Source organism: Pantoea sp. Ep11b (assembly GCF_040783975.1).
Lineage (GTDB): Bacteria > Pseudomonadota > Gammaproteobacteria > Enterobacterales > Enterobacteriaceae > Pantoea.
The window spans coordinates 1,435,487-1,447,772 of sequence record NZ_CP160631.1; the positions used below are offsets into that span (position 1 = coordinate 1,435,487).

The 12,286-nt window shown below is 57.9% G+C and carries 14 protein-coding genes; 2 read left to right on the forward strand and 12 right to left on the reverse strand.

Annotated features, from left to right (window positions below; genetic code table 11):
* The first annotated feature begins 75 nt into the window (after positions 1–75).
* A complete protein-coding gene (locus tag AB1748_RS06715) occupies positions 76–873 on the forward strand; it encodes a deaminated glutathione amidase (RefSeq protein WP_111139020.1) in 798 nt (265 codons plus the stop codon).
* 208 nt (positions 874–1,081) lie between these two features.
* Positions 1,082–1,285 (forward strand): twin-arginine translocase subunit TatE, encoded by a 204-nt coding sequence (gene tatE, locus AB1748_RS06720; protein ID WP_003854033.1) that lies wholly within the window; start codon positions 1,082–1,084, stop codon positions 1,283–1,285.
* A 100-nt stretch (positions 1,286–1,385) separates the two neighbouring features.
* Here the strand turns inward: tatE and lipA are convergent, their stop codons facing one another.
* The 12 genes from lipA to lptE form a co-directional block, all read right to left on the reverse strand.
* Positions 1,386–2,351, reverse strand: a complete 966-nt coding sequence (lipA, locus tag AB1748_RS06725; protein WP_111139021.1) for a lipoyl synthase — start codon at positions 2,349–2,351, stop codon at positions 1,386–1,388.
* 169 nt (positions 2,352–2,520) lie between these two features.
* Positions 2,521–3,180, reverse strand: coding sequence for a lipoyl(octanoyl) transferase LipB (gene lipB, locus AB1748_RS06730; RefSeq protein WP_293773620.1), 660 nt, complete (start codon positions 3,178–3,180; stop codon positions 2,521–2,523).
* Positions 3,181–3,259: 79 nt separating this feature from the next.
* A complete protein-coding gene (ybeD, locus tag AB1748_RS06735) occupies positions 3,260–3,523 on the reverse strand; it encodes a DUF493 family protein YbeD (RefSeq protein WP_031377758.1) in 264 nt (87 codons plus the stop codon).
* A gap of 100 nt (positions 3,524–3,623) precedes the next feature.
* A complete protein-coding gene (gene dacA / locus AB1748_RS06740) occupies positions 3,624–4,835 on the reverse strand; it encodes a D-alanyl-D-alanine carboxypeptidase DacA (protein ID WP_367396156.1) in 1,212 nt (403 codons plus the stop codon).
* 131 nt (positions 4,836–4,966) lie between these two features.
* The gene (rlpA, locus tag AB1748_RS06745) at positions 4,967–6,055 is read right to left on the reverse strand and encodes an endolytic peptidoglycan transglycosylase RlpA (RefSeq protein ID WP_367396157.1); all 1,089 of its coding nucleotides are present in this window, start codon (positions 6,053–6,055) and stop codon (positions 4,967–4,969) included.
* A 10-nt stretch (positions 6,056–6,065) separates the two neighbouring features.
* Entirely contained in the window at positions 6,066–7,178 is a 1,113-nt protein-coding gene (gene mrdB / locus AB1748_RS06750; RefSeq protein WP_111139041.1) for a peptidoglycan glycosyltransferase MrdB, read from the reverse strand.
* A gap of 8 nt (positions 7,179–7,186) precedes the next feature.
* A complete protein-coding gene (gene mrdA, locus AB1748_RS06755) occupies positions 7,187–9,091 on the reverse strand; it encodes a peptidoglycan DD-transpeptidase MrdA (protein WP_111139025.1) in 1,905 nt (634 codons plus the stop codon).
* A 34-nt stretch (positions 9,092–9,125) separates the two neighbouring features.
* The gene (rlmH, locus tag AB1748_RS06760) at positions 9,126–9,596 is read right to left on the reverse strand and encodes a 23S rRNA (pseudouridine(1915)-N(3))-methyltransferase RlmH (protein WP_111139026.1); all 471 of its coding nucleotides are present in this window, start codon (positions 9,594–9,596) and stop codon (positions 9,126–9,128) included.
* A 3-nt stretch (positions 9,597–9,599) separates the two neighbouring features.
* A complete protein-coding gene (gene rsfS, locus AB1748_RS06765; protein WP_111139027.1) occupies positions 9,600–9,917 on the reverse strand; it encodes a ribosome silencing factor in 318 nt (105 codons plus the stop codon).
* 92 nt (positions 9,918–10,009) lie between these two features.
* Positions 10,010–10,654: a nicotinate-nucleotide adenylyltransferase gene (gene nadD, locus AB1748_RS06770; protein ID WP_111139028.1), complete on the reverse strand. Its 645-nt coding sequence runs from the start codon at positions 10,652–10,654 to the stop codon at positions 10,010–10,012.
* Positions 10,647–11,678: a DNA polymerase III subunit delta gene (gene holA / locus AB1748_RS06775; protein WP_128086252.1), complete on the reverse strand. Its 1,032-nt coding sequence runs from the start codon at positions 11,676–11,678 to the stop codon at positions 10,647–10,649. Before holA ends, nadD begins: the two co-directional genes overlap by 8 nt.
* A complete protein-coding gene (gene lptE, locus AB1748_RS06780) occupies positions 11,675–12,274 on the reverse strand; it encodes an LPS assembly lipoprotein LptE (RefSeq protein WP_111139030.1) in 600 nt (199 codons plus the stop codon). The genes holA and lptE overlap by 4 nt, the downstream gene beginning before the upstream one ends.
* Positions 12,275–12,286 lie beyond the last annotated feature (12 nt).

A 12,286-nucleotide genomic window follows, 5' to 3' on the forward strand; every position in this document is an offset into this window, starting at 1 on the left:
GCATGGAACAGACGGAATGCTGGCTGCGGTAAGCCATTCCCTTTCATCAGAACGGAGTAACAGGAGAAGAGAACAATGAAAGTCGCACTGGGGCAGTTTGCGGTGAGCCGTGAATGGCAGGAGAACGCCACAACCTGTCTGGATTTCATGCAGCGCGCGGCAGAGGCTGATGTTGATCTGCTGGTGCTGCCCGAAGCGGTACTGGCGCGCGATAACAGCGATCCCGATTTTGTGATTCAGGCGGCGCAGCCGCTGGAGGGTCCTTTTCTGAGCCGGTTGCTCGCCGCCAGCCAGCACAGCGCGCTGACTACCATTATGAGCGTGCATGTCCCCACCGGTCAGCAAAAAGTGCTTAACGTACTGGTGGCTATCCGCAACGGAGAAGTCATCGCCGCCTATGAAAAGCTCCATCTTTACGACGCCTTTGCGATGCAGGAGTCCCGGCGCGTCAATCCGGGCCATGCCGTGCCGCCGCTGATTGAGGTGGCAGGGATGAAGGTCGGTTTAATGACCTGCTATGACGTGCGCTTCCCGGAGCTGGCACGGCGGCTGGCGCTGGATGGCGCAGAGGTGCTGGTGCTGCCGGCCGCCTGGGTTAAAGGTCCGCTGAAAGAGATGCACTGGGAGCTGCTGACCCGCGCCCGTGCGCTGGAGAACACCTGCTATATGGTGGCGGTGGGTGAATGTGGCCCACGCAATATCGGCAACAGTCTGGTTGTCGATCCGCTGGGCGTGGCAATAGCGAATGCGGCTGAGTCGCCTGCGCTGCTGTTTGCCGACATCGATCCGGAACGCATTGCCTATGCGCGTCAGGTGTTACCGGTGCTGGAGAACCGGCGCTTTGCGCGTCCTGAACTCAACGGATCGCTATAAAGCCTGCCAGGCGCAGAAACAGGTGGTACACTCTCCACGCCGGACGCCGTTAGTGCGTTCGTCTGAAAGGGGGGCCGTGTCCCGGTCAGTCTGAGACTCCCCGGTCCGGCGCTGGCGATCTTACTCTGTTACAGATTGCAGTTGTCGACACTGGCAAACTGCGCGTAAATAACAGTCACCGTGATTCGATAAAGTTAAAAGGTTAAATATGGAAGGTATCAGTATTGCCAAGCTGCTGATTATCGGTGCGCTTATCGTACTGCTTTTCGGTACTAACAAGCTGCGCTCGCTGGGCGGCGATCTGGGCTCTGCCATCAAGGGCTTCAAAAAAGCCATGAAAGATGAAGACACCAGCGCAACCCGGACAACAGCCGAAGATGTGCCGGCAGAACGCGTCGTTCATAAAGATTAATCGGTTATTGGCTGCAAATAACTGTTACTTTTTATTTCGCGTACACAAAAAACCAGACCGCAAAGTCTGGTTTTTTGTTTTCTGGCGTCTGAAAGAGCGCTTATTTCACTTCTTCGCCTTTCGCCTGCATGTCGGCATGATAAGAGGAGCGGACAAACGGCCCGCATGCCGCATGGGTAAAGCCCATCGCCATCGCCTCTTCTTTCATTTCATCGAATTCAGCCGGGCTGACATAACGCTGAACCGGCAGATGATGACGGCTGGGCTGCAGATACTGTCCCAGCGTCAGCATGGTGACGCCATGACGACGCAGATCGCGCATCACTTCAATGATTTCGGCGTTGGTTTCGCCCAGACCCACCATCAGACCCGATTTGGTCGGGACATCCGGATGTGCTTCTTTGAAACGCTCAAGCAGCTTCAGTGACCACTCGTAGTTGGCACCCGGACGCACCTGACGATAAACACGCGGAACGTTTTCCAGATTGTGGTTAAACACATCCGGTGGCGTTGCGGTGAGAATCTCCAGCGCACGATCCATACGGCCACGGAAGTCCGGCACCAGCGTTTCAATTTTAATGGTGGGGTTTTTTTCCCGGATGGCGCTGATACAGTCGGCAAAGTGCTGCGCACCGCCGTCTCGCAGATCATCGCGGTCAACCGAAGTGATCACCACGTAACGCAGGCCCATATCGGCAATGGTCTGCGCCAGTTTCGCGGGTTCATTGGCATCCGGTGCATTAGGGCGACCGTGGGCCACATCGCAGAACGGGCAGCGGCGGGTACAGATCGCGCCGAGGATCATAAACGTGGCGGTGCCGTGGTTGAAACATTCTGCGAGGTTCGGGCAGGAGGCCTCTTCACAGACTGAGTGCAGCCCGTTTTTACGCATCGCGGCCTTGATGCCCTGAATACGACTGGAGTCAGCCGGCAGCTTGATTTTCATCCATTCCGGCTTACGCAACATCTCCTGCCGTTCAACAGCCACGGTTTTCACCGGGATCAGCGCCATTTTGTCTGCGTCACGATATTTGACGCCGCGTTCCATCTGAATTGGTTTACTCATAAATCAGCGGGTTCCGGTCGGATTGCGATTTGAAAGCTTTCCCACTCAAACCGGGAAGGGGGCTTTCAACTTTATTTGAAAAAAGTGCAAAAATTATATCATCTCATCGTCTGCGAAGCAGCCACAGTCAGCGCAGATAAGTTACATATTTGTAAATCCGCACGCTGCGTTAAGGCTCAACAGGCAGATCGCCAGCTACCCATTCAACATCTTCATAACCTGCCAGCCGCGCAAAGGCGCTGACCAGCGGTGCCTGAACCTGAGCTGTGGTCACCTCAGGCTGAAAATGTTTAAGCTGGGTCATGCTCATTCCGGCATAGCCGCAGGGATTAATGCGCAGGAAGGGCGTGAGATCCATTGCCACATTGAGCGCCAGACCGTGAAACGAACAGCCTTTACGGATACGCAAGCCCAGAGAACAGATCTTCTCGTCGCCGACATAGACACCTGGCGCATCGGCACGCGCCCGGGCGCTGACGCCAAAATCGGCCAGGGTGGCGATGACCGTCTCTTCCAGAATGGTCACCAGCTGACGCACGCCGAGCTTACGGCGTTTCACGTCGATCAGCACGTACATCACCTGCTGGCCTGGGCCGTGATAGGTGACCTGGCCGCCACGGTCACTCTGCACCACCGGAATGTCGCCCGGCATCAGCAAGTGCTCTGCTTTTCCCGCCTGGCCCTGGGTAAAGACCGGAGGGTGTTCGACCAGCCAGATTTCATCGCGACTGTGTTCGTCGCGCTGGTCCGTGTAGGCATGCATGGCGTCGGAAGCTGATTGCCAGTCGCACAGACCTGACTGGCGGACGAGAAGAGTTTCAGATGACAAAACAGGAGTCCGTTAAAGGGGATACGTTGAAGAAAATGTCGGCAAAGCGTCAGGCAGAGGCGTCTTGCCGACCCGCTAATTACAGAACCATCCGCACAATTTCGATTTTGCCCAGCTCTTCATACAGGCGTTCAACCTGTTCGATATGGGTGGCGGTGATAGTGATGTTAACGGAGTGATAGTTGCCTTTGCTGCTCGGCTTAACTTCAGGGCTGTAGTCGCCGGGCGCATGACGTTGCACCACTTCAACCACTTGATCAACCAGCTCCGGTTGCGCCAGACCCATCACTTTATAGGTAAAGGGGGTAGGAAATTCGAGCAGTTCATTCAGTTTGGTTTTCATATTTACTCCGGTGCATAAAAAACAGGCTCCCGCCTGAGCGGGAGCATCATAATATCTGGTAATGGGGGCGAAGGGGTGATTTTTCAATCACCCGCCACGCTTAACCGAACCAGTGATGGAACATCAGCTTGATGTAATCCACGATACGGCCAAAGAAGCCCCCTTCCGAAACTTCGTTCAGCACCACCAGCGGACGCTGTTCGATAGTCTTGCCATCCAGCTGGAAGTTGATGCTGCCGACGACCTGATTTTTCTTCAGCGGTGCATGCAGCTCCGTGTTGGTCAGCACATAGCTGGCTTTCAGATCTTTCATCCGGCCACGCGGAATGGTCAGGTAAGCATCTTTCTCCACACCCAGCTGCACACGGTCGTTATCGCCGAACCAGACCGGCTCAGAGGCAAACTCTTTGCCCGCTTTCAGTGGCGCAACGGTTTCGAAGAAGCGGAAGCCCCAGGTAAGCAGTTTCTTACTCTCGGTTTCACGACCTTTAAAGGTATGGCCGCCCATCACGGCAGAAATCAGGCGCATCTGGCCTTCGGTCGCCGACGCCACCAGGTTATAGCCTGCGGAGTTGGTGTGACCGGTTTTAATGCCATCTACGTTCAGACTGGTGTCCCACAGCAGACCATTACGGTTCATCTGACGGATGTTGTTGAAGGTAAATTCCTTCTCTTTGTAGATGGCGTACTCATCCGGCACGTCGCGGATCAGCGCCTGACCAATCAGCGCCATGTCGCGCGCGGAGCTGTACTGACCTTCAGCGTCCAGACCGTGTACGGTGCCGAAGTGGGTATTCTGCAGGCCAATTGCTTTAACGTAGTTGTTCATCAGGTTAACGAACGCATCCTGACTGCCGGCGACATAGTCCGCCATGGCAACACAGGCGTCGTTACCAGACTGCAGCACGATCCCACGGGTCAGCTGAGAGACCGGTACGCGGTCGCCAGGCTTCAGGAACATCAGCGAGGAGCCCTTGAATACCGGGTTACCGGTCGCCCAGGCATCCGGGCCCACGGTGACCATATCGTCCTGATGAATTTTGCCCGCTTTCACGGCCTGGCCAATGACATAGCTGGTCATCATCTTGGTCAGACTGGCAGGATCGCGGCGCGCATCGGCATTTTTCTCAGCCAGCACTTTGCCCGAGTTGTAGTCGATAAGGACATACGCTTCGGCATCAATGTCCGGCACGCCCGGAATCATGGTCTTGAGATTGACGTCATCAGCAATAGCAGCATGGCTGAGAGAGAAGGCGATCAGTGATCCCACTGTCAGGCGTTTCAGAAAACGAGATGATTTCAGCGTGTTCATGTGTAGGACTACAACATCCGTGAGTTTAAGGTTAAAAATGTCACTCATCATACCCAATGCCAGTTCATCTGGCACCGGGCGTGATGATTGGGTTGTTAGCAGACGTAACGTGCAGCGGTCTGATTAACGATTCAGCGACGCGTATTGGTAATAAATGAGGCGGTCTGCCCCTCACTGCTCAGGCGCTGTTGCAGGGCTGCCGCTTCAGCGCGGGAAGCATAGCCGCCAAGCTGGACGCGATAGACATTGTTGCCTGCCTCTTCGACCTTGCCGGGCACGCCGTAACGCTGGCTCAGGCTTTTCATCATCTGACGCGCGCGGGCCGGATCGTTCAGCGCACCCACCTGAACCACATAACCTGCGGCTTCACCGCTGCTGGCGGCGGGCGCACTGCTGGCAGCGGGGGCCGCCGCCGGTGCGGCAACGGCGGCAGGGGCCGCAGCAGGCGGTTCACTGCCTTCCAGCACGCCATTCGCTAAGGGCTGAGGCGCGCCAAGGAAGCCGCTGCTCTGAACCGGGGCACCCATGTTGTCGCTGCTCTGCAGGGTACTGTTGCTGATGGCATCGACATTCTGCGCCGGCGGTTCGGCGTTAGCGGCGCTGCCGCCGTTCATCACGTTACCACCGCTCAGATCGGGACGCGCCGGCAGCGAGTAGCTCTGTCTGGCGACCACGGTGCCGATGGTGCCGGGGCCAGAAAGCGTGCCGTCCGGCGCGACGCTGATATAGTCGACCCGCACGCGCGAATTGTTGGAAATGTTCAGACGATCACCCGCCGCCCGCGACAGGTCGATAATGCGGCCCGGCGTGTAGGGGCCACGATCGTTGACGCGCACCACAATCTGACGACCGTTTGCCATGTTCGTGACCCGCACATAACTCGGCAGCGGCAGAGTAGGATGGGCGGCGGTCAGCGCATCGGGATCGTAGGCTTCGCCGATGGCGGTGCGGCTGCCCTGCGCCTCTTCACCGTACCAGGCGGCGATGCCGATTTCGCTGTAGTTCGACGGATCCTTGATGATGCGGTAATTTTTGCCGTTTACGCTGTAATCCTGGCTGGTACCCGGATTGATCGGCTCATAACGTGGCTCAACGCCTGGGATCTCCACGACCGGCCCATTGTAAGCCGGTTGCGGCGGCGCCGTATTTTGGGGTTCCGGCGTGGTACAGGCCGCCAGAACCAGTGATGCCAGTGCAACGCCAAGCCATTCCTTACGCATCTGCAGCCTCTTAGACACTTTTAGATAACATTTTTCGGTGAGTGTGGATCGACATCACAATGCCGAATCCCGCCATAAGCACGATCAGCGCGGAGCCGCCATAACTGACCAGCGGCAGCGGTACGCCAACCACCGGTAAGATACCACTAACCATGCCGATGTTAACGAAAACATAAACGAATAAAATCAGCATTAAACCCCCGGCCATGACCCGGCCAAAGGTGGTCTGCGCCCGGGCCGCCACCACCAGTCCGCGCATAATCAGCAGCAGATAAAGCAGCAGCAGCAGCAGGACGCCCACCAGACCTAATTCTTCGGCCAGAACCGCAAAGATAAAGTCGGTGTGACGTTCCGGTAAAAACTCCAGCTGAGACTGGGTGCCCTGCAGCCAGCCTTTGCCGCGCAGCCCGCCCGAGCCGATGGCAATTTTCGACTGGATAATGTGATACCCGGCGCCCAGCGGGTCGGTTTCCGGATCGAGCAGCATCATCACGCGGTCGCGCTGATAATCGTGCATCAGGAAGAACCACAGGATCGGGATAAAGGCCGCAACCAGCAGCACCGCGACGCCGATCAGTTTCCAGCTCATGCCGGAGAGGAAGAGCACAAACAGACCGGAGGCGGCCACCAGAATCGAGGTGCCGAGATCGGGCTGAGCGGCGACCAGCAGGGTAGGGACAAAGATCAGCAGCAGCGCAATGCCGGTGTTTTTCAGCGTCGGCGGACAGACGTCACGGTTGATAAAGCGCGCCACCATCAGCGGCACTGCTATCTTGGCGATTTCCGAGGGCTGGAAGCGGACAAAGCCGAGATCCAGCCAGCGTTGTGCGCCTTTACTGATCTGCCCGAAGGCATCGACCGCCACCAGCAGGATGACGCAGACGATATAGAGATAGGGCGCCCAGCCTTCGTAGACGCGCGGTGGCACCTGCGCCAGCACAATCATGATCACCAGACCCATCGCGATCTGGCCCAGCTTACGCTCCATCATGCCAGGGTCCTGACCACTGGCACTCCAGATCACCACGGCGCTGTAGGTCAGCAGGCCGAGAATGATCAGCATAAACAGCGGATCGATATGGATGCGCATCCAGATCGATCGTTTCTGCGGACTATCTTGCATCGACATGTTTATTCACCTTCATAACCGGGCGGCACAGGTGCTGCGTCCGGCAGGACTGTATTGTTATCACCCAGCATGATGTGATCCAGAATCTGGCGCATCACGGTGCCGACAGCCGGACCGGCGCCACCGTTTTCCAGAATAATGGTCACGGCGACCCGAGGCTTATCAAAGGGGGCAAACGCGGTCATCAGTTTATGGTCGCGTAATCGTTCAGCAATTCTGTGCGCGTTATAGGTTTCGTTCTCTTTCAGGCCAAAGACCTGCGCCGTACCGGACTTGGCGGCGATTTTATAGGGCGCATCAGCAAAACTCTTGTGCGCGGTTCCGTTGGGCCGGTTCGCCACGCCATACATGCCATCTTTGGCGATCTCCCAGAAGCCGGAGTGGATATCGCCGATTGGCGCTTCCGGCGGCTGGCGATAGGGCACCAGGGTGCGCCCTTCGCGGGTCGCCCGCAGCATGTGCGGCACTTTGACCACGCCGTCGTTGATCAGAATCATCATCGCTTTGTTCATCTGCAGCGGGGTAGCTGTCCAGTAACCCTGACCGATCCCCACCGGAATGGTATCACCCTGATACCACGGCTTTTTAAAGCGTCTCATCTTCCAGTCGCGTGTCGGCATGTTACCGGCGCTCTCCTGCGGCAGGTCGATGCCGGTGCGGCTGCCGTAGCCGAATTTATTCATCCACTCCGACAGGCGGTCGATACCCATGTCATAGGCGACCTGATAGAAGAAGGTATCGGCGGACTCTTCGAGCGCCTTGGTGACGTTCAGACGGCCGTGGCCCCATTTCTTCCAGTCGCGGAACCGTTTTTCGGAGCCGGGTAACTGCCACCAGCCGGGATCGAACAGGCTGGTATTGCGGTTAATGACGCCTGCACTCATGGCGGAGACGGCCACATAAGGTTTCACCGTCGAGGCGGGCGGGTAGGCGGCCTGAATCGCACGGTTATAGAGCGGACGGTTTTCATCTTCCAGCAGGCCGCGGTAATCCTTACTGGAGATGCCATCAACAAACAAGTTGGCATCGTAGCTGGGCGTGGAAACCATCGCGAGGATTTCACCGGTGCGCGGATCGCTGACGACCACAGCCGCGCGACTGCCCGCCAGCAGCGTCTCGATATACTGCTGCAGTTTCAGGTCGATAGTCAGATAGATGTCGCGGCCAGCCTGCGGCGACTCCTCGTGCAGCTGACGGATCACCCGACCCCGGTTGTTGACCTCTACCTCTTCAAAGCCGGTTTTGCCGTGCAGCAAATCCTCATAATAGGCTTCGATCCCGAGCTTGCCGATATCGTGGGTATCGGCATAGTTGGCCATCTTGCCCTCTTTGTCGAGGCGGGCCACGTCGCGGTCGTTAATCTTGGAGACGTAGCCGACAACGTGGGTCAGCGTAGCGCCATAAGGGTAGTAGCGGCGCTGATAGCCTCTGACTTCCACGCCGGGAAAGCGGTACTGATTAACCGCAAAGCGCGCCACCTGAACCTCATTCAGACCCGTCTTGATCGGGATCGAGGTAAAGCGCGGCGCACGCTTGCGCTCTTTCTGGAAATTCTCGAGGTCATCATCCGTCAGCTCGAGAATCGGCCGCAGATTTTCCAGCGTCTCCTGCAGGTTATCGACTTTTTGCGGAACCAGCTCGGCCCGATAGATGGTGCGGTTCAGCGCCAGCGGCGTGCCGGTGCGATCGTAGATAATGCCGCGACTGGGCGCGACAGGCACCAGTTTGATGCGGTTCTGGTTGGAGCGGGTGCTGTAATCATCAAAGCGAAGGATCTGCAGATGGTAAAGGTTAACCACCAGGATTGAAGAGAGCAGTAAGATGCCGACGAAGGCGATAAACGCCCGACGGACAAAGAGTTTCTGTTCGGCGCTGTAATCGCGAAAGGCGTTGCTTTGTAATTTCATCCGCTACTTGTCATGTCTGAAGTGGGCTGATCGGTCATTCACGATGATAAGGATGATTTGTCGTCACACTCCAGGCGCGATAGAGACTTTCCGCTACCAGCACGCGCACCAGCGGATGGGGCAACGTCAATGCTGACAGCGACCAGCTCTGCTCTGCCGCGGCTTTGCAGGCAGGGGCCAGGCCTTCAGGCCCGCCAATCAGCAGGCTGACATCGCGACCATCCAGCTTCCAGCGCTCAAGCTGCTGCGCCAGCTGCGGGGTTTCCCACGGATGTCCGGGAATATCCAGCGTCACGATGCGATTGCCTTTGCCGACCGCCGCCAGCATCGCTTCGCCCTCTTTTTCAAGAATGCGTCTGATGTCGGCATTTTTACCGCGTTTTCCCGCGGTCACTTCGGTCAGCTCAAGCGGCATATCTTTCGGGAAGCGGCGCAGATACTCCATGAAACCGGTCTGCACCCAGTCGGGCATTTTTGTGCCGACGGCAACAAGTTGCAGTTTCACCGATTAGCTCCAGAGTTTTTCCAGCTCATACAGCTGGCGGCTCTCTTCCTGCATCACATGCACGATCACATCACCGAGATCGACCACCACCCAGTCTGCCGCGCTTTTGCCTTCGATACCCAGTGGCATCAGGCCCGCTAAACGGGATTCCTGCTCAACGTGTTCTGCGATAGAGGTCACATGACGCGTCGAGGTCCCGGTGCAGATGATCATGAAGTCGGTGATGCTGGATTTGCCCTGAACGTCGATGGTGACAATGTCCTGGCCTTTGAGATCATCAATCTTATCAATAACGAACTCTTGGAGTGCTTTACCTTGCAAAAGGTTCCCCTTGAAATCTGGTAGTAACGAGCCGGCTGTAAGCCCGGAGAGTGCAGCCAAAAAATTAAGCGGCGCAGTATAGCATGCCTGGATCAGTCGCGATATAAGCCTTCGCGGTCGATATAATCGATAACCGACGCCGGCAGCAGATCGCCACAGGGCTGGTTCTGATGGCGACGGCGGCGAATTTCGGTCGCCGAAATATCATAGAGTGGGGTGTCCGCCAGCCAGATATGGCCCGCGGGTTGTTCGTGCAGCTGCCGGATATCGCGGGTGACATGGCGATCGAGCCAGTGCTGCATCGCTGGCGTGTCGAACCGGGTCGCGTAGCCGGGACGCTGGCAGACCAGCAGATGGCAGAGTGACAGCAGATCCTGCCAGCGATGCCATTTTGCCAGGCTCAGCAGCGAATCCTGACCGATGATAAATCCCAGGGGCTGTGTGGCACCGCGCTCCGCGCGCCAGCTCTCTAGCGTCGTTACCGTCCAGGAGGGGGTGTCGCGCTGCAGCTCGCGGGTGTCGACGTCAAACAGCGGCAGGTCGCGGATTGCGCAGCGCAGCATCGCCACCCGCTGCGCCGCCGTCGCTTCCGGCTGTGGCCGGTGCGGTGGCACGTTGTTGGGCAGCAGCGTCACGCGCTGCAGGCCGGTCTGCTGAGCCAGCGCCTCGACCGGACGCAGATGACCAAAATGGATGGGATCGAAGGTGCCGCCAAACAGCGCGTGTAGCTCAGACATGGGCGAAGCTCGTCGGGAAAGCACGGCTGCTGAGCAGCAGCGTCAGGGTCTGTAACTGCGGCCAGACCGACTGGCCATAATCCTGCTTCAGGGTGATCTCAATCTGACTCAGCAGATGGATAGCCCGTTGCAGGCGCGTCCCCTCCAGTCGCTGCAGGGCATCGGTAAACAGCGTACGGCGGTTCTGCCAGATACGCTGCTGATCCATCAGCGTGCGCAGCGGCTGTTCATGCTGATGGCGCTGCAGATGCAGCAGCGTCAGCAGATCGCGCTGCAGCGTGCGCAGCAGAATCACGACTTCGCTCTCCTCTTTTTCCAGCTGATGCAGGATATGCAGGGCGCGACGGCTCTTGCCCGCCAGAAGGGCATCGACCCAGTGGAACGGCGTGAAGTGCGCCGCATCGCTGACCGCCTCTTCCACCCGGGGCAGGGTCAGTTTGCCGTCGGGCCACTGCAGCGAAAGCCGCTCCAGCGCCTGCGCCAGTGCCAGCAGATTGCCTTCATAGCAGTAACACAGCAGCTGAATAGCCGCATCATCCACCGACAGTTTCTGAGCCTTAGCGCGATTAGCGACCCAGCGCGGCAGTTGCGCCTGGTCCGGCGTCTGGCAGGGCACCAGCACCGCGGAGGCGGACAACGCTTTGAACCAGGCGCTGTTCTCCTGCGCTTTGGTGAGTTTTGGCATCCGGCAGATCAGCAGAATATCGGCGTGCAGCAGCTGAGCGAGCTTTACCAGCTGCTCGGCCATCGCGGCGTTGGGGCCATTATCGGGGAACTGTAGCGTCATGGTCTGACGCTGGGCAAACAGGCTCAGGGACTGGCAGCTGACGAACAGGCTCTCCCAGTCGGTCTGGGCGTCCAGCGTAAAACTGAAATGCTCTTCGAAGCCCTGCGCGGTGGCAGCGCTGCGGATCGCATCTGAACTTTCCTGCAACAGCAGCGGTTCATTGCCCGCTAACAAATAACAGGCGCGCAGCCCCTCACGGAGCTGCGCGCTGAGTTGCTCAGGATAAATCCTGATCATTGCAGGCTGGTAGCCGAGGACGACGGCGCTTCCTGCGAACGCTGACCCGGCACCGGAATCACGGAAGCCGGTAAGGTCTCTTTGCTGTTCATCTGCGCGGCATGCACCGTCAGCAGCTTACGGACCAGCTGTTCGGCAGCACGCTGACGCATCTCCTGCGCGATCAGATCCTGCTCGGCATCTTTCGCCAGCGCCGCGTTCGGGTTATCGAAGAACGAGCGATAAACCGTGGTGCTGATAGGGTAGAGGCCTTTGCCCGGCAGCAGAACCTGCGCCGTCAGGGTCATGACCATCTGGTACTCCGCAGAGGTGCCGCTGATAAAGACCGAGGCGGTGTTTCGTCCCTGCGCCTCAGGGCCCAGACGCAGTGTCGGAATATCGGTGCGATTCTGCTTGCTGTCCTCAACAATGGTGACATTGTTGATACGCAGCTGCTGACGTACCGTGCGCGCCAGCGGACCATAAGGATCGCCGGATGAAACAATCAGCGTCTTCAGTTCGCTGGGCACCTGCGTGGTGCCGCGCGGATGAAAACCACAGCCGGCGGTGATCACCACCGCCAGCATGACAAACAGCCTGATAATCGGATGTCGCACAGTTCCTCCTGA

Coding starts and splice junctions, on each gene's coding strand:
- tatE (WP_003854033.1), top strand. CDS start 1,082: ATGGAAGGTATCAGTATTGCCAAGCTGCTGATTATCGGTGCGCTTATC.
- nadD (WP_111139028.1), bottom strand. CDS start 10,654: ATGTCTGAGCTACACGCGCTGTTTGGCGGCACCTTCGATCCCATCCAT.
- mrdA (WP_111139025.1), bottom strand. CDS start 9,091: ATGAAATTACAAAGCAACGCCTTTCGCGATTACAGCGCCGAACAGAAA.
- ybeD (WP_031377758.1), bottom strand. CDS start 3,523: ATGAAAACCAAACTGAATGAACTGCTCGAATTTCCTACCCCCTTTACC.
- holA (WP_128086252.1), bottom strand. CDS start 11,678: ATGATCAGGATTTATCCTGAGCAACTCAGCGCGCAGCTCCGTGAGGGG.
- AB1748_RS06715 (WP_111139020.1), top strand. CDS start 76: ATGAAAGTCGCACTGGGGCAGTTTGCGGTGAGCCGTGAATGGCAGGAG.
- mrdB (WP_111139041.1), bottom strand. CDS start 7,178: ATGCAAGATAGTCCGCAGAAACGATCGATCTGGATGCGCATCCATATC.
- rlpA (WP_367396157.1), bottom strand. CDS start 6,055: ATGCGTAAGGAATGGCTTGGCGTTGCACTGGCATCACTGGTTCTGGCG.
- lipA (WP_111139021.1), bottom strand. CDS start 2,351: ATGAGTAAACCAATTCAGATGGAACGCGGCGTCAAATATCGTGACGCA.
- dacA (WP_367396156.1), bottom strand. CDS start 4,835: ATGAACACGCTGAAATCATCTCGTTTTCTGAAACGCCTGACAGTGGGA.